Source organism: Pedobacter sp. SYSU D00535, assembly GCF_017355855.1.
Lineage (GTDB): Bacteria > Bacteroidota > Bacteroidia > Sphingobacteriales > Sphingobacteriaceae > Desertivirga.
This window is the reverse complement of record NZ_JAFEWD010000002.1, coordinates 117440-140129: the sequence shown is the minus strand read 5'-3', so window position 1 is coordinate 140129 and position 22690 is coordinate 117440. Positions and strand designations below refer to the sequence as shown.

28 protein-coding genes and 1 pseudogene are annotated in these 22690 nt (G+C 43.1%); 12 read left to right on the top strand and 17 right to left on the bottom strand.

All coding sequences use genetic code 11. The annotated features are described in order from the left end of the window. Nucleotides 1-51 precede the first annotated feature (51 nt). Nucleotides 52-1086: a UbiA prenyltransferase family protein gene (locus J4N23_RS04955; RefSeq protein WP_207425917.1), complete on the bottom strand. Its 1035-nt coding sequence runs from the start codon at nt 1084-1086 to the stop codon at nt 52-54. 342 nt (nt 1087-1428) lie between these two features. After that, nucleotides 1429-2142 carry an HAD family hydrolase gene (locus tag J4N23_RS04950; protein ID WP_207425916.1) on the bottom strand — a complete coding sequence of 238 codons (714 nt, stop codon included), beginning with the start codon at nt 2140-2142 and terminating at the stop codon, nt 1429-1431. Between the two features lie 276 nt (nt 2143-2418). Between J4N23_RS04950 and J4N23_RS04945 the strand changes: the two genes are divergently transcribed. The 4 genes from J4N23_RS04945 to J4N23_RS04930 all read left to right on the top strand — a co-directional run bounded on the left by J4N23_RS04945 (nt 2419) and on the right by J4N23_RS04930 (nt 5331). After that, the gene (locus tag J4N23_RS04945; RefSeq protein ID WP_207425915.1) at nt 2419-4128 is read left to right on the top strand and encodes a glycosyltransferase family 39 protein; all 1710 of its coding nucleotides are present in this window, start codon (nt 2419-2421) and stop codon (nt 4126-4128) included. A gap of 189 nt (nt 4129-4317) precedes the next feature. Beyond that, complete coding sequence (locus J4N23_RS04940) at nt 4318-4695, top strand: hypothetical protein (protein WP_207425914.1); 378 nt, start codon at nt 4318-4320, stop codon at nt 4693-4695. Between the two features lie 59 nt (nt 4696-4754). Continuing rightward, the gene (locus J4N23_RS04935; protein WP_207425913.1) at nt 4755-4982 is read left to right on the top strand and encodes a hypothetical protein; all 228 of its coding nucleotides are present in this window, start codon (nt 4755-4757) and stop codon (nt 4980-4982) included. A 16-nt stretch (nt 4983-4998) separates the two neighbouring features. Continuing rightward, nucleotides 4999-5331 carry a phage holin family protein gene (locus tag J4N23_RS04930; protein WP_207425912.1) on the top strand — a complete coding sequence of 111 codons (333 nt, stop codon included), beginning with the start codon at nt 4999-5001 and terminating at the stop codon, nt 5329-5331. Here the strand turns inward: J4N23_RS04930 and J4N23_RS04925 are convergent. Next, the gene (locus J4N23_RS04925; protein WP_207425911.1) at nt 5328-5762 is read right to left on the bottom strand and encodes a nucleoside deaminase; all 435 of its coding nucleotides are present in this window, start codon (nt 5760-5762) and stop codon (nt 5328-5330) included. The two genes, J4N23_RS04930 and J4N23_RS04925, sit on opposite strands and share 4 nt — an antisense overlap. Before the next feature lie 95 nt (nt 5763-5857). Here J4N23_RS04925 and J4N23_RS04920 point away from each other — a divergent pair, with 95 nt between their 5' ends. The 4 genes from J4N23_RS04920 to J4N23_RS04905 all read left to right on the top strand — a co-directional run bounded on the left by J4N23_RS04920 (nt 5858) and on the right by J4N23_RS04905 (nt 9593). Continuing rightward, on the top strand, nt 5858-6067 hold the full coding sequence (locus J4N23_RS04920; RefSeq protein ID WP_207425910.1) for a hypothetical protein: 210 nt from the start codon (nt 5858-5860) through the stop codon (nt 6065-6067). 175 nt (nt 6068-6242) lie between these two features. Next, a complete protein-coding gene (locus J4N23_RS04915; protein WP_207425909.1) occupies nt 6243-6941 on the top strand; it encodes an MCP four helix bundle domain-containing protein in 699 nt (232 codons plus the stop codon). Between the two features lie 115 nt (nt 6942-7056). Further along, complete coding sequence (locus J4N23_RS04910) at nt 7057-8916, top strand: glycosyltransferase family 2 protein (RefSeq protein ID WP_207425908.1); 1860 nt, start codon at nt 7057-7059, stop codon at nt 8914-8916. Between the two features lie 281 nt (nt 8917-9197). Further along, a complete protein-coding gene (locus J4N23_RS04905; RefSeq protein WP_207425907.1) occupies nt 9198-9593 on the top strand; it encodes a group III truncated hemoglobin in 396 nt (131 codons plus the stop codon). 94 nt (nt 9594-9687) lie between these two features. Here the strand turns inward: J4N23_RS04905 and J4N23_RS04900 are convergent, their stop codons facing one another. The 8 genes from J4N23_RS04900 to J4N23_RS04865 all read right to left on the bottom strand — a co-directional run bounded on the left by J4N23_RS04900 (nt 9688) and on the right by J4N23_RS04865 (nt 14632). Beyond that, nucleotides 9688-10509 carry a metallophosphoesterase gene (locus tag J4N23_RS04900; protein WP_207425906.1) on the bottom strand — a complete coding sequence of 274 codons (822 nt, stop codon included), beginning with the start codon at nt 10507-10509 and terminating at the stop codon, nt 9688-9690. A 59-nt stretch (nt 10510-10568) separates the two neighbouring features. Further along, nucleotides 10569-11039 carry a GNAT family N-acetyltransferase gene (locus J4N23_RS04895; RefSeq protein WP_207425905.1) on the bottom strand — a complete coding sequence of 157 codons (471 nt, stop codon included), beginning with the start codon at nt 11037-11039 and terminating at the stop codon, nt 10569-10571. Between the two features lie 4 nt (nt 11040-11043). Next, nucleotides 11044-11478, bottom strand: coding sequence for a YdeI/OmpD-associated family protein (locus tag J4N23_RS04890; RefSeq protein ID WP_207425904.1), 435 nt, complete (start codon nt 11476-11478; stop codon nt 11044-11046). Nucleotides 11479-11541: 63 nt separating this feature from the next. Beyond that, complete coding sequence (locus tag J4N23_RS04885) at nt 11542-12063, bottom strand: DUF4943 family protein (protein WP_207425903.1); 522 nt, start codon at nt 12061-12063, stop codon at nt 11542-11544. Between the two features lie 220 nt (nt 12064-12283). After that, the gene (locus tag J4N23_RS04880) at nt 12284-12814 is read right to left on the bottom strand and encodes a GNAT family N-acetyltransferase (protein ID WP_207425902.1); all 531 of its coding nucleotides are present in this window, start codon (nt 12812-12814) and stop codon (nt 12284-12286) included. A gap of 543 nt (nt 12815-13357) precedes the next feature. Further along, entirely contained in the window at nt 13358-13519 is a 162-nt protein-coding gene (locus J4N23_RS04875; RefSeq protein WP_207425901.1) for a hypothetical protein, read from the bottom strand. 114 nt (nt 13520-13633) lie between these two features. Then, the gene (locus J4N23_RS04870) at nt 13634-13969 is read right to left on the bottom strand and encodes a hypothetical protein (RefSeq protein WP_207425900.1); all 336 of its coding nucleotides are present in this window, start codon (nt 13967-13969) and stop codon (nt 13634-13636) included. Nucleotides 13970-14215: 246 nt separating this feature from the next. Next, on the bottom strand, nt 14216-14632 hold the full coding sequence (locus J4N23_RS04865; RefSeq protein WP_207425899.1) for an OsmC family protein: 417 nt from the start codon (nt 14630-14632) through the stop codon (nt 14216-14218). 32 nt (nt 14633-14664) lie between these two features. Here J4N23_RS04865 and J4N23_RS21205 point away from each other — a divergent pair, with 32 nt between their 5' ends. Beyond that, nucleotides 14665-15042, top strand: a complete 378-nt coding sequence (locus J4N23_RS21205) for a peptide-methionine (R)-S-oxide reductase (RefSeq protein ID WP_370527234.1) — start codon at nt 14665-14667, stop codon at nt 15040-15042. On the opposite strand, the gene msrA is transcribed toward J4N23_RS21205, so the two are convergent. Both msrA and msrB read right to left on the bottom strand, forming a co-directional pair. Then, the gene (msrA, locus tag J4N23_RS20935; RefSeq protein WP_242689152.1) at nt 15039-15563 is read right to left on the bottom strand and encodes a peptide-methionine (S)-S-oxide reductase MsrA; all 525 of its coding nucleotides are present in this window, start codon (nt 15561-15563) and stop codon (nt 15039-15041) included. The genes J4N23_RS21205 and msrA overlap by 4 nt on opposite strands. Before the next feature lie 63 nt (nt 15564-15626). Next, a pseudogene (msrB, locus tag J4N23_RS20930) lies at nt 15627-15999 on the bottom strand (peptide-methionine (R)-S-oxide reductase MsrB); the annotation flags it as partial. A gap of 348 nt (nt 16000-16347) precedes the next feature. On the opposite strand from msrB, the gene J4N23_RS04850 reads away from it, so the two are divergent. After that, nucleotides 16348-16773 (top strand): nuclear transport factor 2 family protein, encoded by a 426-nt coding sequence (locus tag J4N23_RS04850; protein ID WP_242689125.1) that lies wholly within the window; start codon nt 16348-16350, stop codon nt 16771-16773. A 132-nt stretch (nt 16774-16905) separates the two neighbouring features. Further along, nucleotides 16906-17901, top strand: coding sequence for a Gfo/Idh/MocA family protein (locus tag J4N23_RS04845; RefSeq protein ID WP_207425897.1), 996 nt, complete (start codon nt 16906-16908; stop codon nt 17899-17901). A gap of 42 nt (nt 17902-17943) precedes the next feature. Here J4N23_RS04845 and J4N23_RS04840 read toward each other — a convergent pair whose 3' ends face one another. Then, nucleotides 17944-18450 (bottom strand): DinB family protein, encoded by a 507-nt coding sequence (locus J4N23_RS04840; protein WP_207425896.1) that lies wholly within the window; start codon nt 18448-18450, stop codon nt 17944-17946. Nucleotides 18451-18542: 92 nt separating this feature from the next. Beyond that, complete coding sequence (locus tag J4N23_RS04835) at nt 18543-18998, bottom strand: DUF1801 domain-containing protein (protein WP_207425895.1); 456 nt, start codon at nt 18996-18998, stop codon at nt 18543-18545. 684 nt (nt 18999-19682) lie between these two features. Between J4N23_RS04835 and J4N23_RS04830 the strand changes: the two genes are divergently transcribed. Next, on the top strand, nt 19683-20096 hold the full coding sequence (locus tag J4N23_RS04830) for a response regulator transcription factor (RefSeq protein WP_207425894.1): 414 nt from the start codon (nt 19683-19685) through the stop codon (nt 20094-20096). An 89-nt stretch (nt 20097-20185) separates the two neighbouring features. Here the strand turns inward: J4N23_RS04830 and J4N23_RS04825 are convergent, their stop codons facing one another. Both J4N23_RS04825 and J4N23_RS04820 read right to left on the bottom strand, forming a co-directional pair. Next, complete coding sequence (locus J4N23_RS04825) at nt 20186-20587, bottom strand: helix-turn-helix domain-containing protein (RefSeq protein WP_207425893.1); 402 nt, start codon at nt 20585-20587, stop codon at nt 20186-20188. A 74-nt stretch (nt 20588-20661) separates the two neighbouring features. Beyond that, on the bottom strand, nt 20662-22629 hold the full coding sequence (locus J4N23_RS04820; protein ID WP_242689123.1) for a nucleoside-diphosphate sugar epimerase/dehydratase: 1968 nt from the start codon (nt 22627-22629) through the stop codon (nt 20662-20664). Between the last annotated feature and the right edge of the window lie 61 nt (nt 22630-22690).

Genomic DNA, 22690 nt, shown 5'->3' with positions numbered 1-22690 from the left:
AAAAGCCGGGGTTGGGACAGAGACACCCCGGCTCAATTGAACTATTTACTATTAATTGTATTGAAAAGACTGTTTTAAAAACCAGGTTAACGCGGGGATATCGATATAGATAAGCGCCATAAGCAGTACTACGAACGCGATCACATAAGCCATAAACTTTTTCTCGCGGTGTAGTTTCTCCGGACCTTGAACTACTGAATCCTTACGCAATCCAATTTGCAGGTACCAGGCAAATAATAAGGCGAAGAATGGGAAGCTGATGATAAGCTCTATGCGGTGTTTAATCAGGAAAATCCCGAGGAAAAATGCTGAAGTGAGCGCATAAAAGAACATGGATATCAGGAGACTGTTTTCCGTGTAATATTTAAACGACCTACGGTATAATCCAGCTTGTTCAGGATTGTTGATGAACCGGTATTCGGCGAAACGCTTGGTAGCCATCAAAAATGCTCCACCCATCCAGTAGGCAAGGATGATACTTGAAGGAGGAATGATCATCCATGAAGGATCAGAAAAGCTTTGAGGCAACAGTGCCGCCGGAACAAAGATGAACCAACCCAGTGCCAAACGAATAGGATTGTTTACCGACTCGGATAAAACGTCCAGATACACTCTTTCCTTTGTACGAAAAGGTCTTACATTATACATGATACCCATGAATAGCAGGAAGGCTTCCAGCGCCAAAAAAGGCATATTTATAAAGTACGATATCGTTAGGCCAACTCCTGCCAGAACAAACCACTGAATACCTACATAGACAGGATTTAACACGGTTTGTACTGCACTTCTGTTCTTCTTGAGCGGATGGAAGCGATCAAATTCAGCGTCCAGGTATTCGTTAATTACATAGTTTGCAGAGGCTATTAAACAAGTTGCTACCACTCCGGCAACCAGGTTGAAGAAAAAAGAAAAGGAGAGCGGTGTATTATAAACCAAAAAGGCGAACAGCATTCCCGGCAACATAAAGATGTTTTTAAACCAGTGGTCGGGGCGGGCAATCGTTACATACTCTTTTAATCCAGCAGGCCTTAAAACGACGTTCTCAAGAGTGTTTTCCGAATTCGGAATGGTAGATGAATGATTCATAGGAATAGTTGTTATAAATTAATCAATGCAGTTTTTCATAGTGTTCCTATCGAAGATTGATGTGCTGACCTCCTTGCTTTCAGGCACAAGGCTAGCTTTGTTCATTTATTCAGAACGGAATCTGATAATCCTCTAATATTGATGATTCACCTGCGAGATAGAATAGTACAGGCAGGCCACTGAAACATGAGAAGGCATAATTCTCGGTTTCACAGAAGTTTGAGCAGCGTCAACAGTTTCCATAGGAGCGTTTAATAGTAGCAGTAGATAGATATAAATAGATAGTAGAATGTGGGTTCAGGGTGGCAAGGGTTGAGGGTAAAAGTTTTTCATAGGTATATTTTATGATGCAATTTGCGAAATTGTTGGTTTCGGGTACGATAGCAATTGAGCTTCAAGCTGGCTATAAAAATCAAAAAGTTCAAAAGGCTTTTTATCTAAAATCAGATAAGGCATCCCTGCGTTTTCTGCACAGCGGCCATCCAGCTCCTCCCGGTCGCCGATGAAGAGGCATTCCTCTGGACTTACTCCAAACTCTCCGGCAATAAAAAGCAAAGCTTTTGGGTCAGGTTTAAGCCGATCGATATGGGAGTCAGTAGAAGCTACCACCAAATCTGCCTGAAGATCCATGGCCTTCAGTTTGTCGTATGCTTTATAGTCTGAATAGATCGCTATTCTGAGATCGAGTTTTCTTAAAGTATCAAAGAAGCTTTTTGTCCCGGGATATATACAATCTGACAGGTACTTATTTGGATAATTGAACATCCAATGATCCACTACTTTTTTAATACGATCTACCGGATACCTGCCCCGCTCTGCACACCATTGGTACTGTGCATTTTCAAGATCCGTCCCAGAAAATCCTGCCTTCTTCTCGCGTTCAGACCGAAAGTGCTGCAGAATTCGTAAATCGTTGATTTGCCAGGGACGTAAACTATAGTAGCTTAACAAAGAGAACAGCATCTTTTTACGCAATCTGGATTGCATATATAGGGTGCCGTCTACGTCGAAAATTACAACCTTAATTTTCTCCCAGTTAATTGCATACTTGCTCATTCAGACAGATGATTTCATGGTGATGCTGAAGTGTAACAGAAAACCGTATTCTCCTGTTTCAAAAAAAAGCAAAAAATTGATAAGACGCTGCCGGCGGAATCTGAAGAGAAAAATTTTCACATGAAAAAGACCAACCTGTTTTAAACATTTTATAAAGTTGATTTGTAGTCCTTGCGATTGTGAGGTTGTGCAATTTAAGCTTCAGGTTGAATGGTGGGAATGACTGAATATTACAGCACAACTCCATCTGATCAAAGTTTATAACGTCATCTACATATGCACATCTACCTTAAAGGAGCCCCGGCTTTGGAGCAGTCGCCGGCTGCAACTCGCTCCAAATCAACCCAAATTAACCTAACAAGCGTTATATACGGTCTAATCGCTATCGGCGTTTTTTTTCGCTTGTATCATTACTTAGACAATCGATCGTTCTGGATTGATGAAATTTTTCTAGCTACCAGTTTTGTGAACATGAGCTTTTGGGAAATGCTCACTATGCCGCTGGAAAATGAGCAGAAAGCTCCTGTAGGCTACATTATCCTTACCAAAATATTTGTGATGTTATTTGGGCCGAATGAAATGGCGCTGCGGCTTTTGTCCCTCCTATCGGGTATCCTCACCCTTTTTGCATTTGTTCCCGTCGCGAGGCACTTTATTATGTCACGACTTGGCGTAGTGCTCGCAGTAGGAGTTATTGCGCTCTCGCCACCAATCATCTATCATTCAGTAGAGGCAAAACAGTACAGCACAGGATTACTTTGTTCTGTTCTGGCATTGCTTTGCTTCGTCAAATTCCATCAAAACGTAAGTATTAAATCACTTCTAACCTGGGGACTATATGGCTCACTTCTACTTTGGTTTTCTTTTTCAATGATGTTTGTTTTAGGGGGAATGGCCATCGCTCTGTCTCTTTATTACATGTATCATAAAGACTGGAAGCGCATTGCCTATCTGCTGATTCCATTTTCCATCTGGCTGGTCACCGTGGTACTTAACTACTTTCTTTTTCTGCAAGATTATCAGGACTCTAGTTGGCTGGTGGCGTGGTTCAGAAACCGGAACGGGTTCATGCCTTTACCACCCACTTCTTTGCAGGAGCTAATGTGGTTCGTGAATCGCCCTTTTTCGCTTCTTGACTATCCACTTGGGCTTAGCTGGTTCCAGTTTAAAGGCGAAAATCCTTTATTGCAAGTACTCTACCGGATGTCACTGATACCTTTTGCGTTACTGGTATTGGGAGTGATCATACAGTTTAGAAGCAGCAAAAAGATTTTCTGGGTATTTCTTTCGCCTATTATGCTGCATCTGCTCGCGGCTGGAGTAGAAGCTTATCCTTTTTTCGAAAGACTTACCGTTTATCTCGCTCCCATTCTAATTATCCTCATCGCCAATGCTTGTATAGTCGCAGTGAAATTCATCGCCGATAAGTGGCGTAATTCCACTTCTGTCAAGTATGCCTTGCCCATTTTTCTGTTAGTGGGCCCCGTTTATAATTCTGTTCTTAACATTGTGGACCAGGATACCTTCGGGGGCTCTAAAAACTGGCACCAGCGGGAGCTCTTTATGTATATTAACAAACATTATAAGCCTGGCGACGCCGTGTACATCTACTGGAATGCCAAGTATCCATATCAGTTTTACGGCAAGGCTTACCCTCTTAGATTCAAAGCAATTGAAGGAAATGACTACCGGTTTAAGGCCCGAAGCATGGAGGAGTACCAGCGAAAGGTTGATGCCGACATCCAGGCACTAAAAAAATATGACCGGGTTTGGCTGATTTATGCCGATTACCTTGGCTCGCATATCGGCGAGTTTGAGTTTCAACCCGAATGGTACTACCGAACTAAAATGGACGTCGAGCAGTTACCTGCAAAATTCTCCCAATTTGGTAAACCAATCGACTCGTTCCGTACCAAGGAAGATATGGATGCAATACTCTTCGACATTGAGGACGATAAACTAGACCATTTAGGAGAAAAACTGTAGAAATCTGCGTGAGCGCTAAAAAAAAGAGCCAGATCTAAGACCCGGCTCTACATCTACCTATGAAAAACATGTCCTTATGAGAAGGACACTGATTATTACGTGTATTAACTTCCCGATGTTACAGAAAAGTATGTCCTTTGCTTAAATAATTTGTTCTGGTAAGTTTACATCAACTTAAATTCGGGCAACATGGTAGAATCGGTAACAATCGAACTTATTGATAATGAGCTGGAAGAATTCAAATCAGAAGAACCCGCCAAGCATTTTGTTTTGGAGGAACTACTGAAAAAAAAATTAAAAAAAATTGAAGAACTGCTGGTAAGTTATCATTTTAGAACCAGAGGAAGAGTTTTTGATATCCGGGTAGAGCCTGGTTCAGTAAAATTCAAAAACTTCAATTCGGGCGAATTTACTGCCGGCTACAGATTGGGCATCTTTAATGCGTGTGCAGATATAGATGCAGTCGATATAGCGAAAATGCTTATCTCTTTTGTGCTCAACCTTGACACAAAGACGCTGTTACTGACGGGCGAATATATCCCCGAAAGGGAACCGGATGAATTCTAAGAATTCATTTTTTTAAAACCCATCCTGCCATTTTTGCTTTTGATTAAAAAAAAGCACCTATGGAAAAGTCGTTTGAAGTTAAAATCTTGTTCAACAACTCAGAAACGTCTGTGCAGGTAGATCACCGCGATGAAACTTTCGAATTAATGCTTCCCGATGGGCAGCAGGTAAGTATCTTGAATAATGGTGATAATACCTGGCAACTGGTGAGCGGTAATCTATCTCAGGAACAGGTGAATCTGATAGGCGACGCAATCGAAAAGTACTACCAGCAAAGTCCTTTATAAATACAGGTAGGCTGCTATGGGATTTATAGTCGAACTGCTAATTAATGGAGCCATCCTCTTTGCCCTGGCTTTCTTACTGCCGGCCATAAAAATCAGGAACTACGGTACTACAGTTTTGGTGGCCCTTGTGATAGGAATACTAAATGCCACTGTTGGTTTCTTGCTTCGCCTGCCGCTAAACATCATCACCCTGGGATTAATTTCTTTTGTGGTACGCCTACTGGTCACCGCGGTTGTGATCAAAATAGCCGACAAACTCTTCTCAGGGTTTGAAGTGAGGGGATTTACGCCGGCTATCATTATTGCTTTGGGGATGGCTATTGTTGGGAATCTGCTTTCGACCGCTTAAAGTTCCATAATATCTTCGTTCCAAAGTTGAGGTTTCTGGCGGATGAAATTTTCCATCATCTCCACGCATTCGCTCAAATCAAGATCTATTACTTCGACTCCGTGGGCTTCCATAAATTCCCTCGCACCGCTAAATGTTTTTGACTCGCCTACAATTACTTTTGGGATCTTAAACTGCACGATAGTACCCGCACACATAAAACAAGGCATTAACGTTGAATAAATCACAGTATCCCGATAAGAACCAATTCGCCCTGCATTATTGAGGCAGTCCATCTCCCCATGCAAAATTGGGTTATTTTCCTGTACTCTTTTGTTGTGTCCTGTCGCAACCACTTCTCCGTTTTTGACTAATACCGACCCGATCGGAATTCCTCCTTCAGCAAGACCCAGCTTAGCTTGCTCTATCGCTATTTGCATAAATTTATCCATAGTCTTTCTGTTATTGTTCCCCGTTGCCGCCGAGAATCACGTGAATTAAAACTTTCAATCCGTTCTAAAGTTTACATAAGTTAAAAGAAATACCTATGAACAGAGCTCATACAGATGAAGAAATTTTAGCGAAAGCTGCAGCAATTGATAAGAACCAAGAGCAAATCAAGGACAACCGCGTGGATGTCCCTGTTGATATCGAAGACGAAACAGGCACCGCACATACTTATGTCGTTACTTTCATCCGGTCCGGTGAGACTGAACCCTGGAAAGCATCCGAGATCAACGAGTTGAGTTCTTTATAGAAGAAAAACACTCTGAATCAGAAAGTTTCATACCCTCTATCCCTTTTTCTTAAAAAGAAAACTTTATCTTTACTATAAGATAACAATCGTATTTTAAAGCTGTTATAATAGAAGAACAGAGTTTCAATATTCCAGCCTTTCCAATTAATAGCTCTTCGGTTTAGTTTAAATTTTTTTGAGGAAGATAAAGGACATGAAATGGACTTATGCAGTTCAGCAAAAGCTCAAGGTGGCTTCTTTGCTGATGGGAGTGATGGGCTTAATCATTCTATTCAATATCGTAGAACGAAGAAATATAGCGGAGATGAATAAGTCTGTCACCTCAATTTATAACGATCGCCTTCTTCCAGCTACAGATATATTCTACCTGACGGAAAATCTTTACAGCAAGCGTTTTTTAATGGAGAAGTTTTTGGCAGATGGGCGCAAGGACCCGGGGCTGCTGAGATCGGAACTTACCAGGCACGACCATCAAATAGCAAGCCTGATAAAGCAGTTTGAAAAAACCTATCTGGTGGACAAAGAATCTGCTTTTCTGAACGAATTCAAGCAGAAAGTAGCTGCCTATCAAGTGCTGGAGCGAAGAGTGCTAAGCCATGCGGACAACAGAGGCATCGAACAAGCCAAATTGCTTTATGCAAAAGAAGGGCAGCTTCAACTAATGCAAACGGTAGGACAACTTGCCGAGCTGACCAAGATACAAACCGCAGTTGGGGGAGAAATTCTTCATGAATCACGGGGACTGCTCGCTACCTCCGACCTCCTGTCGAGTCTTCAAATGGTGTTGGCAATAGCGATTGGAGTGATTATTCTTTCTCTTGTTGCGGCCTCCAGAAATGTAAGTCTTCGGGAAAAGTTCTTCCATATGAACTAACTATATCTCAGCTCCATACACTCGCAAAATACTGTCGAAGCTGACTTGGTAGTGCAATTGCAAACATTGGCGGGGATAACTGGTTTACATGTTTGTATAATCTATCGCGCCATTCATGAAAAACGTTACCACGCAAACGGTTTCTGTAATCATGCCTGTCTATAATCAGGCAAATTTTATAGTAAGAGCAATTGAGAGTTTAAAACAACAATCACTTAAACATTGGGAGCTGTTAATCGTCAATGATGGCTCCAATGATAATTTGCAAGATGTTATTTCTGACTATTTAGGGGATAGCAGAATCCGATATTTTGAGAACAATACAAACTGCGGTCTTGGCTTTTGCCTCAACAGAGCCCTATCTTATGCCAACAGCCCTTTAATAGCCTATCTTCCGGCGGACGATGTGTATTACAAAGAGCACCTGCAGGAGTTAGCCGCAGAGCTAGAGCAGGATCCTTCGGCAATACTCGCCTACTCTGGTGTACGTCACCATTATAACCGCAGCGCCGCTGGTGTCATCGATGGTTATCCGCTTCAACTGGTGCAGGTGATGCACAAAAAAAGCAGCGACCGCTGGATGGAGCGTGAAGAGCTGGTTACGGACGACCTTGGTCGAATGTTTTGGAACAAGCTTGCCAAACGCGGAACTTTTGCAGCAACTGGAAAGATTACGTGTGAGTGGGTGGATCATCCGCACCAGCGCCATAAAATTTTGCAGGAACCGGTGGGAGGAATAAACCCCTATAAGCTGTATTACAAGGTAAGCCAACCGTTGAGGTATCACACCACCGTTGGAAATTATATAGACGAGGTTAACTATTTCAAACCCTTCAGAGAACGCCCTGACACACCTCTCTCGTCCAAGGGACTGAAAATAGTACTCTTGGGAGAGCTCGCCTATAATTCTGAACGGGTGCTAGCCCTGGAAGAACAGGGACACAAGCTTTATGGCTTATGGATGAAAGATCCCTACTGGTATAATTCTGTAGGTCCTCTCCCTTTTGGTCATGTCGAAGATATTCCTTCGGACAATTGGAGGAAACGCCTGGAGGAGATACAGCCCGATGTAATTTACGGCTTGCTAAACTGGCAGGCGGTACCTTTTGCGCACGAAGTGCTGATGAATAATCCGGGAATACCCTTCGTTTGGCATTTCAAAGAAGGGCCCTTCATATGCCTCGAGAAAGGAACCTGGAATCAGCTGATAGATCTGTATACCAAATCTGATGGTCAGATTTATAGCAGTCCGGAAATGCGCGACTGGTTCCTTCAGTTCGTTCCTGGCAGTGAGGACAGCACATTGGTACTTGATGGCGATCTCCCCAAAAAGGAATGGTTTAAAACGAAGACATCCGGCCGACTCTCTGAGCTGGATGGTCAGATCCATACGGTGGTGCCAGGGAGACCGATAGGTTTGCACCCACATACGGTAGCCGAATTAGCGAAAGAGAAAATTCACCTCCATTTCTATGGTGACTTTACACACGGACAGTGGAAGCAATGGATTGATAAGACACAAAGCATGGCTCCGGGCTATCTTCATATTCATTCCAATGTTACTCAGGAGAGTTGGGTGAAGGAGTTTTCTCAATACGATGCAGGCTGGCTACACTTCTTCAAAAGCGAAAATTATGGCGAGCTGATGCGTGCTAATTGGGACGATTTAAATTATCCCGCGCGAATGGCCACACTGGCTGTGGCTGGTTTACCAATGTTACAGCGCGACAACACAGGTCATATCGTAGCAACTCAGACACTGGTCAAAGACCATCAACTAGGGCTCTTTTTTAACTCGATCGAGGAGTTAGGAGAGCAATTAAGGGATAAGCAGAAACTAGAACAAATAAGAAAGAACGTGTGGGATAAGCGACTTGCCTTTTCATTTGATTATCACGTAAATAGTCTCACCAGTTTCTTTAGAAAAATCATCGACAGGAAGCAGGCTCTACTAAGCGAGAAAGCCAGCGCCTAAAAATTCGGAACGGGTAAAGTGCGTTTACCCGTTTCTCCTGTCATCTCCTCCCCTAAGCCTTGGCTTTTCGGCTTACCTAAGCTTTTAAATTCAACCATTATCAAAAGAAAATCAACCGAAACTCGAAGAAACTATTAATCCGAAAAACATTTAAAATCATCCGGGTCTCAACGTACCTGGATAACTAGAGTGTAACGGCGCTATCAAGCTTTCCAAACCCAAAAACTTTTTTGAACCTAAGCTAGCCTTCTAGGTTTGATAATCCTACTTTTACAGAAGCCATGACAGAAAAAAGAGACATAACAGAACGGGCAGATATTGAGCTGATGTTAAATAATTTTTATGGTCGAGTAAGGAACAATGAGTTGCTAGGACCAATCTTTAACAGCCGAATTGGCGACCGCTGGCCGGAGCATCTCGATAAAATGTATCGTTTTTGGGAAACAGTTTTACTAAACGAGCATAGCTATGGCGGAAGCCCTTTTCTCCCCCACGCGTCTATGCAGATTGATGCTTCACATTTTGCTATTTGGAAATCCCTTTTTATTGCAACGGTAGATCAATTATTTGCAGGGCCGACAGCAAATACAGCTAAATGGAGGGCAGAGCTGATGGCCGAATTGTTCAACTCCAAAATTGAATATTCGAGAAAGAGCGGATTTAAGCCAATTCAGTAAGTTTAGGTACAATTACTTTCTACTTGCCCAGTCATAGGCCGCTCGTGCGATGGGGAGTAAGCCCTGCAAAATTGCAGCCTAGTGTAATTCCTTCTTATCCAAGATTAAAAACTGCGATCTCCGATCTCGCTCCAAACCTGATCGGTAAAATACTTGTACCAATTCCTTTAGAAACATACAACTTTTTCCGCTTCCCGGTATACCAGCCGCTCACGTACGACCCGCTACCCTCGGGCAGAAAGGGAATCAGCCCAAACAGGTTGACCTGGCCGCCATGGGTGTGTCCGCTCAAAATCAAATCCAAATTAATATCTGGCGGTGTTTTAATGGCAATACTGTCGCTATAGGCGGGACAATGGTTCAGTACCATATGAAAATCTGCCGGTTCAAAATGGTGCAAAGCAAGCTCTATGTCGGCGTTGCCACCAACGAAATCATCCAGGCCCGTAACAGCAATAGAGCTTGCCCGAAATGAGTACCGCCGGGTTTCATTCACCAGCAGATCACAGTTGTGCTTATGATACACCTTTTTCAGCCGCTTGATATCTACTCCTCCCCAGTACTCCCAGTTTCCTAGTATCGCGACCTTTTTAACCTGCTTATCAAACATTTCCAGATATTCATCCAGTAGGATGAGACCTTCTGCCTGGTCAATCGAGTCTCCCGTAAACACAATTAAGTCGGCCTTCAATCTATTGACCCTGCTGGCCAAAGTCTTCAATTGAGAAGTGATGGAGCGGAGGTGGAGATCCGAAACTTGCACGACCCTAAATTTCGGTTCTTCAGAGTTTTTCTCTCCAACAAAGAACTCTTTAATTTGAATAAAATACTTTTCGAACCAAAAAGCATCAGCTAGTGTAAGGCCTGCGCCAAAAAAGAGGCTGGCTTTTATAAATTTCCGCCTTGTCCAGCTCATGTTATTAATATCAGACTGCAAGAATGAAAAGAAGAGATCAGTTTGAGATGAATTTAGAATTAAATTTGAAGCGGCTCAAGATTTCTCTCACTCAACTCCAGTCGCATTTCGTAAAGGTCAAAGCCCTTCGCCCAAAAGTCCCTTTCGGTTTTCTGCAAAGCAAATCCCAATTTTTCATAAAATGCATATACCAATTGGGTTGTCCTCACCACTACACTGCTCACTCCCCCTCTTCTGCTGATTTCCTTTAGTCTGTACACCATCAGCTCTTTCCCCAGACCACTGCGCTGCCAATCTGGATGAACGATATCCCAGGAGATCCTGGCCGTTTTACCTTCGTCAAAGCCATAGTTAATGCCGCCACATGCTATTATTTGGTTAGACCTTTCCACAACGAAGTAATGGCGGCTATCCTCATCGAGATACCTGATATACTCTTCTTCCTCCGAGGGATGAAAGAAAGTAGGCGTGTTAAGCTGCAGAAGTGCTACTACTGCTGCTGTATCTATTTTATTAAAGGCTCTGATCATTTTATTAGCTAAGCGATTGAACCGCCTTCTCAATTCTCCTCAATCTGGTTTCCTCGGTCTTTGCTTCTGTCACCGAAACAATAAGCGCTTTCTTTTTACTAGGAGCCAGTTTTTCAAAATTAACTTTAGCCGTTTCGTTTTTTTCTAATGCCTCTTGCAAATCCGCTGGCAATTCAACTGTTCGAGGTGCGGTGTCTAATTCCAGTATTATCTCCAACTGGTCGCCGCCCTTAACGTTTGCATTCCTGCGATTTTCGGAGCTCAAGCTTATCAGAAACTTGTCGTTCATTTTTGCCACAGCACTGCAATAAGTATAGTTATTTAGGGTGACAACAACCAGAGGCTTCTTGCCACCGCCAAGCTCTTCCAGCATCTGCTCAGGCACTTCAATACCTGTATTATTACCAAATTGTAAGATGGTTGAAGTGAATTTTATCATTGCGATTTGGATTTTATGGCACCAGTCTACACGCTAAGAATTTCCAATTTTTCAGGTGCTTTTTTAATGCCATCTATACGGCGTATCCTTCAAAGGATCGAGGTCTTTAAATTGGTCAAAGCTTCTATTCTTATTGCTCGTCCACCAATTGTAGTAGGCTTCAGCCGCTGTAGAATGAGAAAGGTCGTCGGAGACTAAGCGAAGTTCAGTTTCATTTTTAAGGGCGAGCGTAGGGTTTTGAGAAGGAAATCCCATAATAACCGACTTACTATTTGCTGATACCGCTCTGATTGATTCGACTGTCCACAACACATACATCCCTAACTTGCACTCGGGTCCATATAAGGAGGATATCGGATTACGAGGGAAGTTTGTAATAAGTTGGGTTTCGTTCCTATACTGTAGCAGTGCAGGAATGTCCTGGTAGGTAAAAGATGGAAGATTAGATGAATCGTATTTACCGGATTTCAATAACTCGACAAATGTTTGGACGTCAACATTTTTAGTGTCGTCATTATCCTTTTTATCACAACTGAATAAAGCTATTAAAGCGACTAGTAAAAGGGGGTACTTTAGGGTTTTCATGGTTATCTTATTTTAAGTTCAGGATCTTATTATTCAATAAAGGCAATTGATTTTGGGTTTCAGGTCATTTTCCAGTAACTTTCTTAGTTTTCGCTAACACTAATATAGTATAAATCACGTAGGTCTGCCCTCGTATTTTATACAAATAAACAGAGGCTTACTGTTGCTTTCCCGTTCTTATTCCCCAGACATATTATTTGGTTTTAACTGCAAGATAGCTTCAGCCAGCAGGCGGCGTTAATTCCAACTTCATCAGAATATCTGTCTGCTCGTCTTCTCCCAATTTAAAAATATGCTGATCGAACTCGACAAAACCGTTCTTTCTATAAAAGCGTATCGCCCGCGGATTCTTTTCCCAAACACCTAACCAAATAAAGCGGGCATTCCGTCTAGTCGCAACTTCGATTGCCTTTTTGTATAATGATTGTGCTACCTTTTTACCGTGAAATTCCTGTAACACATAAATCCGCTCTATCTCTAGTGCGTCCTTGTCTTTTAGATCAGTTTGTGCCGCCCCCGAATTCAGCTTTAAGTAGCCAACCACCTTTTCCCCGATTATCCCAAAATAAAACGCTGAGTTTTCGTTTGTAAGTTCAGTCATTAGTTTCTCGGCAGAAAAACTTTCCTGCAAGTACTTAACCATATTTTCCTCAGAGTTTGTGGCTGCAAATGCTTCTGAAAAAGTCTGCCGGCTGATTTCTTGCAGCTGAAGGAGATTATCCAGCGTGACCTGTTTTATTTCTATATTCATCTATACCGCGATTATGTTCCGCATGGTTGGTAGCTTTCGGCGCTTAAATAGAGGGCCAAAGCGCTGTCCAAAACTAAAAATTAAAAGGCTGAAACTGTTAATTCGAACTCAGGCCTGCCTAACACTCGCCGGCCGCTCGACTTCCCATTTGCCCGCTTTTAAAATTTCTAGCTTCGATTAAGCTACAGTTAGTGTACAGTATAAGTACAGTAGAGGTATAGTATCGGTAAGATGATAGTAGGAATTCATTGTTATACGGGAATCCCTTTATACAGCCCTGGATTGAGTGAATTCCAGGAGCGGTTCAGCTTTCCGCAGGACCGTTCCTATTAAGAGAGATTGAATTTGGGCGGGGGTTACGCCGGGATTTCTTACTTCCCGATATGAAATTTACCTCAACCTTGCGCATCAGCAACGTTATTTTAAAGGCCTCGCTGAGTCGTCAATGGTGCTGCAGGGAGTTGCAGCAGGAATAGTTTTGCCAAAATCCCCGGTTACCCAAAGTAGTCCTAGAAGTAGCGACATAGCACTAATTTTCTGGCCTCAATCCTTCTCAGCTTTCGGCTCGTCGTTATTTAAATTATCGTGGGCGTGGATGCTTTTTTCCCGTACCTCAGCTTCTGAATTCACAATATTCTCATTGATCCTGATGATCTGCTCTCTAACATTTTCCTGAATTGCCTTTGTTTCTTCTTTCGTTAGCATAATAATTTGAATCAGTTCAACCAAAACGTGTACGAAATTTTAATACTACGGTGCACGAAAATCGGACCAAAAAACATCGAAGACCTGAAGTATTAAGATTCTTCTGCAAGGCATTTAAAAAAAACGCGGACCTTTGAGCTTTTTCTTGTATAACTCTTCTACTCGCTTGAAAGCCAGCAATTCCCCCTGCTTTTTCAAAGATAGCGCAAGAACCATTTTATCAAGTGGCAATTCCAATTTACCGAGTGTGTAGATGAACAGGAAGTTGAAGTGTTCTATATCATCAGCAGAAAGGGCAGCATACTTCGTCACGTCCAGTAAGACTTTGTAAACCTGCTCGCCCCCCTCACTAACGGCACCTAGCTTGTCCTTAGCAAAAACTATCCGTTCAAAAGGATTTATATTCGTAATGATTGTGTCGTTATTTAGAGTCCAGATACCAAATTCCATGATAGGGAGTGAAATATTCCTGTAAAGGCAGCATAATAATAGTCAGATAATTTTAAACAGAGAAAGGGAGCCATCAAGGTGGTGTCATGGGGTTGCTGGTAGGAAGAGTGCGATGGGATCTGATCAGTTGCATCAGTTAAACAACTGCCTACGGGGAGATAAGTTTTATTTAAAAGCCCGTACGCCAAGATGTCGATCTGAGCCCGCTTTTTCAATGAAGGGAAGCTCGTTGACAACCAGGTCTGGCTATTTCAAATTTTCTACCGTAACCACCTCTGCCGGCCTTTCCAGGAGCTTTTGTATCGGACAAGCTTTTGAGATAGCAAGCATTCGCTCCTTCTGCTCTTCGGTCAGGTCACCCTCCAACTCGAGGGTGCAAAAAAAAGTGTTGGTGTTAATATCGTCTGCCTTCACCAGTTTTACGTTTACCCTGATCAAATCCACCTGCCAGCCTTTACGCTGCGCGTACATCCGCAGGGTAATCGCTTTACAGGAAGCTAGAGCTGCACAAACATAGTCTCCGGGTGATGGGGCTCTATCTTGTCCGCCCAAATCCACTGGCTCATCCACTAAAAACTCGTGCTGATGAACCCGAATATCTGTTTGGTACACGCCGCCCTTGTTTTCGGCTTCGGCAATTGCAATAACTTTTGTTCCCGACATTACTTTTTCCTTAAAACCTACTTCCCTATTCAATGTCCACTCGGATAGTTTGTTTGAAGAATAGCAGAATAAAAAAAGCTCGAAATCGTTTGTACAAGATGCCATTCGGCCACAAAACGGACATGCAGAAATTCGCTTCAGACGAGGGGACATACCTCTGCTCATCCTGCGCGCAGCCTTTATTTGAAGGGGATAAGCGTTTCGAAGCTCATTGCGGGTTCCCAAGCTTCTGGTTGCATGTTGCTGAAGGTGTAGAATTAAAACCCTTAACAAGTTACGGAAGGATTCGCACGCAAGTCGTTTGCAGCGGTTGCAGTAAACACCTCGGACACCTTTTTGAACATCCTGACACACCTACTCAGCTTAGATATTGCATCAACCAAGAGGCATTGAAGTACGTTAAGGGCTAGACTCCTTTCAGTCTCGCTTTTAGCTTTTCCAGTTTTGGGACAATTACCTGTGTACAGTAGGGCGCCTCCGGATTCTTTTGAAAGTAGTTCTGATGCTTTTCTTCAGCCTTGTAGAAAGCCTTGAAAGGCGCAATTTCGGTGTGCAACACCTTTCCCTGCGCTGCTTCCATCTTTGCCTTCACGGCTTCTGCAACCTCCTTTTGTCCTTCATTATAGTACAGTATGATAGACCGGTACTGCGTATAATTTCCTCCTTCGGGATCGATAGAACTGCCATCATGAATGGAAAAGAAAAGCTTCAAAAGCTGCTCGTAACTGATCGACCGAGGATTAAACTTCACTCGCACCATTTCCGCGTGTCCCGTTAAGCCACTGGCCACTTCCCTGTAAGTTGGGTTAAAACCTTTGCCTCCACTATAGCCCGATTCTACCGTTAAAACGCCGTCCAGCTGTTGAATCAGCGCCTCTACGCACCAGAAGCAACCGCCTCCAAAAACAGCCAACTCATTGGGGTCATCCAATCGTCGGATACTTACGGAATTAATGCAGTATCTGAGGCCCGACGGTTCTGGCCCGTCCGGAAACACGTGTCCCAAATGGGCATCGCAGACATTGCATAAACGTTTCAACCCGCTTCATGCCGAAACTATTATCCACCACATACTTGATCGCCGCTTTATTGAATGGCTGTGTGAAGCTAGGCCACCCGGACAAAGAGTTATACTTCTCAGTCCAGTCAAACAGCAGACTTCCACAGCACACGCAAACATACTGCCCAGCTTCATACGAACGGCAATACGATCCCGAATAGGGCTTTTCTGTCCCTTTGAGCCGCGTCACACGGAACTCCTCTTCGCTCAGTTCCTGCCGCCACTCTTCTTCGCTCTTGTCCACCCGACGCTCAGGCTCGGGATTCCCATCGCGGGAAAATTTAATGATGTCGATCCACCTTAACATGCTAGTACAAAAACCCAAGAATATGCCAATTATTATTTTTTTGAAACGAGCAGGCACTCTTTACTCACCTGCAGTCCCGTCATCCGCTCATACTCCTTCTCCAACCACCATCCCTTGCCACGGCTTTAGCCACTGGCCGGTATCCGCTTTTGCCGGGTTTAAATAACGCCGGCAGTATTTCAACTCGGCATTTTAATATCGGTAAATCATCCTTCAAAAATTTTCGCCTGAAAAATGCGGCCATTCACCGAGAAGTTCCTATCGCCAGCCTATTAAGCCTTTCCCCGCGCGGTAACGCGCCCTACTTTTGAATCAACAAACAAGAACAACGGCTTAAAAATAAAAGATATGAAAACTCTAAAAACCCTCACCGCAACATTTCTAATCGTTCTATCGATCACTGCTTTCGCTAATGACGACACCAACAACAGGAAGTTCAAAATGGACTACGCCCTTACTACTTACATTGATGCTATTTCTCATGGAAAAGTTCAAGGTGTGGCAGAGGTCCTGGATACAGAAGTAAAATTCACCCTTGTGCAGGGGCAAAAAATCCTGAATTATGATCGGCAAGAAATGCTGAACTTTATTAAAGGTCTGAAAAATATCCAGCAAAACTGCAAAACTAATTACCAGCTGGTAGATGTAAATGCAACGCAGGCAGTAGTTAAAATCAGCCAGCAATACGATTCTTTCAACAAAGTAAGTATAGTAAGTATGGCAAATACCACTAAAGGTTGGAAGATAACAAACGTAACAAGCTCTTTCGAGTAACAACAAAAAACAGGCTTTTATCCGGCGTTGGTGTTACATCAACGCCTTTTTGCTTTTAGCCACATGGCCAGCGGCAAGTCCTTTTCCAAAACATAATCGGAATCCTGCCCGGCAAGTTTTATATTCGCTTGTATGAAAAAAATAAGATGGGGTGTGCTTGGGGCCGCTAACATTGCAGTTCAGAAAGTAATTCCGGCGATGCAGGCAGGAGCATTTTGTGAAATTACGGCGATTGCGTCAAGAAATTTGGCAAAAGCCCAGGAAGCCGCATCGAAAACAGGAATAAGGAACGCTTACGGCTCTTATGAAGAGTTACTTCAGAACCCGGAGATCGAAGCAGTTTATATTCCGCTGCCCAACCATTTACACGTTGAATGGGCTGAAAAAGCATTGGAAAGCGGCAAGCATGTACTTTGTGAAAAGCCAGTTGCCATGAACGTAGCTGAAGCGGAGCGACTTCAGGAAACTTCTCTGCGTAACCCTCAGCTTAAACTGATGGAAGCATTCATGTATCGTTTTCATCCCCAATGGCAGGAAGCAAAACAACTGGTAGACAGCGGAGCGATCGGCACGCTGAGAACTATTCAGGCTTTCTTTTCCTACTACAATGTTAACAAGGAGAATATCCGCAACATCAAGGCTGCAGGCGGCGGAGCGTTAATGGATATCGGCTGTTACTGCATCTCGCAGTCAAGATTTATTTTCGGCGTGGAGCCCTTCCGGGTTCATGGAATTGTGGATTATGACCCGTCCACACAAACAGATCGTCTAACTTCCGGAACACTTGATTTTGGCAACGGAACGGCTACTTTCACCTGCTCTACCCAGCTAAATCCTTTTCAACGTTTCCATATTTTCGGCACAGAAGGCAGCCTGGAAATTGAAATTCCTGTAAATGCCGCTCCTGATCAGGCCGCCCGGATTTTGCTTCATAAAGCCGGGAATCCTACAAAAGAAATCAGTTTTGAACCGGTCAATCAGTATACCCTGCAGGGAGATCTATTTTCAAAAGCAATTATCGAGAACACTGAAGTTCCTACACCATTTCTGGATGCTATTAACAACATGAAAGTTATTGAAGCAGTTCTCGAAAGTAACAGGGACAGTAAATGGGTGAACATCATCTAAAGAAAAAAGGCTGTCCGAATAATCCGGACAGCCTTTTTAGCACTAAGCTCTTTCCCAAAATGGAGGTGGCGTGATACCCAGCGAACGAAGGTAGACATACGCTTGTCCCCGGTGATGAATTTCGTTATCAATAAAATAAAAAAGAGTGGCATAGACAGGATTTTCGTAAACGCCGAAAGCCTTGTCTACTTCCTGAAAGCGTCCCTCGGGGATGGAGGGCCATGTTGCATTGATCTTAGCGGTCACCCGATCCCAGATAGCCAACACCTCCTGCTTAGAGCCGGGGTAGTTCCGGGTGATGTGCGACGAATCGTCGATTGACTTCCACTCGCGGCTTGCAATTCCGTCAATGCCCCCGTCTGCCATGTCAATCATCTCCATGATCAATTCAACAAAAGGTCGCATGCCTCCTACCGAATAGTTGTAAAACTTGTCTTCAGGAAATGCTTCTATCATTTTGCGGGTAAGTGCCCGGTGCCCCTGCCAGTGCTCTAATAACTGTGCTTCGCTGATTACTACTGCGGTTTCTGTGATTGGATTGCTTTCCATAACTTGTTAGTTGTTGATTTTCTATACAAAGAAAGCATGGGCCAATGACAGCAGTATGTCAACAGCTTTTACAGGACGAGCAAAATATCTAATTATTTTTTCAGGACCTTCTCATAGGTCTCGATCCACTGCGCCGGACTAATCTTTGCGGCCAGGTGAGCAATCAAGTCATAGGGAATATCTTCCCGTTTTTTGAACCGGATACAGCTTTTCCCCATATCCAGCTTAGTTTTGCTGTGCTTAGGATATTCCTCCTCAAACCACTTCAATAGATCCGGATTGGCGTACAAGCCCATATGATAAAGGGCAACAAAGTTTTTCTGAGCAGCAATACTGATAAAGGGAAGGGGCTGACTAGGGTCGCAATGATAGCCATTAGGATAGATGGAATGAGGAACAACATAGGCGAGCATGCCGTAACTGATAACTTCTTCAAAGCCTTGGGGAAGATTTTCAAGCAAGACCTTTCGCAGTTCGGTTATGGATGAAAGTCTCTCTTCTGGTAGTTCTGCAAGATATTGCTGGGGGGTAAGAGCGGAAGATCGCATAGTCCGACGATTTTGGAGCTAAGATACCAGAGAAGCGTCGGTTTTGCAAAATGGGAATAGCTATATAACAGCAAAAAAGGAGCTAAAAGCTCCTTTTTCTCAATCAACCTATACTCAAACTAACTATGAAAACTACTTTGGTAGGAAATCTGAAAGTGAACAAAACCGAACCCTGTCTGCCGGGATTGTTATTTGACTTCCATTGTTTAATATTACAACGACTTCTTTATTGCGTCTGAAGATTTGGTGTAAAAATCCTTCGAAAAGGATGAATGCTCTTTCTGAATTCATGGTCTTTCAACTTGGTAATGTTAAAGGTTTTACGAACTAGAAAAGAGATAGTTACGAATTTTTTTTTCAATCTTTAGACAGCCTCTTTCTAATCCTCGTTTATCATGACGAAGCGAAGCAAGTAGAATATGGTATGGAGTATCTAAACAAATACGATTAAATGGCACCTAGATGTTCTCGCAAATTAGTTTGAATAGTAGAATAATAAGGGACATAATCCGTCTTGTATCTGCACTTAAAAAAGAGGCTAATTTAAAACGTTGGAAACGGAAATAGCTTCCGCTTTTATTGAAGAAAAAGACAGGTATTCTCCTGCACAAACCTCCCTACCCCCAACTTCTAGTCCTCCTTTACAGGCACAACTTTTGCAGCATATCTGGAAAGTTTTGATTGATGAGGGAAAAGATACTGATTGTAGGACATGATACGCAGCTTTCTGAAAGCTTGGATGAACTTTTGACTTTTGAAGGCTATGAGACGTACCTGTGTTCAAAAATGGCCGATGTTCCAAATTTTGTACACAATTTCAGTCCAGATTTACTCATTCTGGATCAGCCGACCCTGCAGCTTGGCGAAAAATCAGAAATTATTTTCTATCCGGCGAATGCGGCAGGAGCAGATGTTCCGATAATTCTACTTAGTGACGAGGACGTGGACTTACGGCACGTTGGACTGTCAGTAAGAGAGTGCGTTCGAAAGCCCCTCCAGGTATCGAAACTACTTGCAACATTGGACAGGCATCTTTCTATGACTGGTTTTCTTAGTGCTGTAACAGATAAACCGCATAAGGTCTCAGTAAATTACTAGCTTTCAGGCTTCGAAAAAACGGGCAGGGCAGTATCATAGTAAATTAATTAGTCGTCCAAACAGATCCCTTTGCCCAGTGGCCGGTTATGCTAGTGCCTGCCAACAGGCTCCTCTTCTTTCCGGCTGATCCGGTCCAGCAGCTCATTGTATTTTTCCAACAAGAAAATATACTTATTCATCCAATAAAAAACGTCTCCAGATTCCTTTCCTGCGGACTCGTGCTCTTGCTCTGCCTGTTTTTTAAAACTCTGCTGCTTCTCCTGGAAAATCCCCGGCAACTCAATAGAAAAATCGGACGCTAGCACTTCGCAAATCCGGTGCAGTGTGTAAGGTCGCAGTGTTTTCTGTTTAAACCAGTTGTACACCGATCGCCGGTTAACGTGGGTTTTTCTGGCTATCTCTGTAATGCTTACTTGATTGACACGAACTAATTCTTCAATCATTTCACCAACATGAATATCCATATTCATTGTTTTTGGAATCTGATCCATTTCCATCCCATATTTTTTGGTAATTGTGGCAGTAGCCGGGTTTGACTCAAGCTAAGATTCATGCAATTTTCGCTTTAAGAAACTGCCTGTAGTTGCTGATCGAGCTCTTTAAATCTTGAATTATTGCTTTTGTACTCTGGGATAATCTCTTTGATTTTCGCAACGATTTTGAATTCATCCCCGCTCTCATTCAACTTCAGCAGCTCGTTTACTTTTCCCTGAACATAGTCGTAAGGGTATACGATCACCTTGGATATCTTAATTTTATGATGATGGGTAGGTACGCTCAGCTCTTCTTTATTCAAGAGCTCCTCATATAATTTCTCCCCCGGTCGTAAGCCAGAAAAAGCAATCTGGATATCTTTGTATGGAACGTATCCCGATAGCCTGATCATATTCGCCGCCAGGTCGACAATCTTGACTGGTTTTCCCATATCAAAAATAAGAATTTCTCCACCTCTACCCATCGCACTTGCCTCCAGCACTAGTTGAACCGATTCGGGGATGGTCATGAAATATCTGGTTATCTCCGGGTGCGTAACAGTGACAGGACCGCCCCGCTCAATTTGTGCTTTAAACCGATGCAGCACGGAACCGTTAGAGCCCAGTACATTACCAAAACGGGTGGTGATAAATTTGGTATGCCCCCGACGAATGCCGCCTTTAACAAAAAGCGATTGTCCGCCTAACATCAAACTGCTGTTCATTGCATCTAAATGGCAGTTTAAAGATTGAATATACATCTCCGCGAGTCGTTTTGAGGCACCCATAACGTTTGTTGGGTTGACTGCTTTATCAGTAGAAATCATGATAAATCTTTCCACGTAAAATTCTACTGCTATTTCGGCTAGGTTTTTTGTACCCAAAACATTGTCAAGAATAGCTTCTCGAGGATTATTTTCCATCATCGGCACATGTTTGTAAGCCGCTGCATGAAATACCACCTGGGGTCGATAGGTATGAAAAATAGCATGCATGGACCTATAATTTTGAATATTGGCGATACAAAGTTTCACTTTCGCTCCCATATTCTTATCTTCCAACTCGAGCTGCAGTTCATGCATGGGCGATTCCGCCTGGTCCACCAAAATCACCTTTTCGGGGTTATAGCCCATCACCTGCCGCACAATCTCCGATCCGATAGAGCCGGCTGCACCAGTTATCAAAATCCGCTTCCCTGCCAGCTTTCCCATTATTTTCTTCTTATCAAGGAGAATGGGCTCCCGCTCCAACAGATCTTCAATTTTTAAGTTTGACACTTGGTTTAGGTTAAGATGACCGTGAAGCCATTCGTTAGCTGGCGGAACTGTGAGCACCTTTATGGATAAGTTGATGCAAGTTTCCACCGTCCGCTTCTTTTCCTCAGTATTGAGACTGTTACTGCTTATTATTAATTCAGCCAACCCATATTTCTCTTTCAGGTAACGAACGGCAGAATCGTTGTAAACCCGCTTCCGTTCGATGTATTTGCCCAACTTGTCAGCGTCGTGATCTAAAAATCCCAGCACCTCGTACTTAATTTCGGGGTGAGACTCAAAAGCTTGTTTAATTAACACTGCTGGCTTTCCGGATCCATAGATCAATATAGGTTTTACATCCACCTTTTTATAGCCTTTATAGAAATTGTAGGCACTTTTCACAAACAGACGAAGCATTATCAGCAAGGTTGAGGAAATAAAGAAGTTCAAGATAATTACTTCCTTGAAAGAAGGCGTCTCTGATCTGATATCTCTCAAACTCCACTGGAGAATAAGTGAATACGAGATATTAGCAAGCAGCGTAGATGAAAAAATACGGATGATATCTTCAGTATTGGAAAACCTGATGATACCGGTATGGATCCTCATCAATACAAAAACCAGCATAGCCGTGGTACAGTACCCCGCTAGATGGAGTTGAAAACTGTAGCTAAGCAATTGAGGAAAATCAAACTGCCTGGTCACTAAAAAAGCCGTTGAAAAGGCCCAAGCTATAATAGCAAGGTCAACCAACAAGATAAGCCAGCGGCTTTGTGCTCTTTTGAATAGTATGGAAGGTATCATAGGTAAGAGATTATAGATGCGGAAATAATAAAAATTCTAAGGTTAGATGTAGGGAACTCCC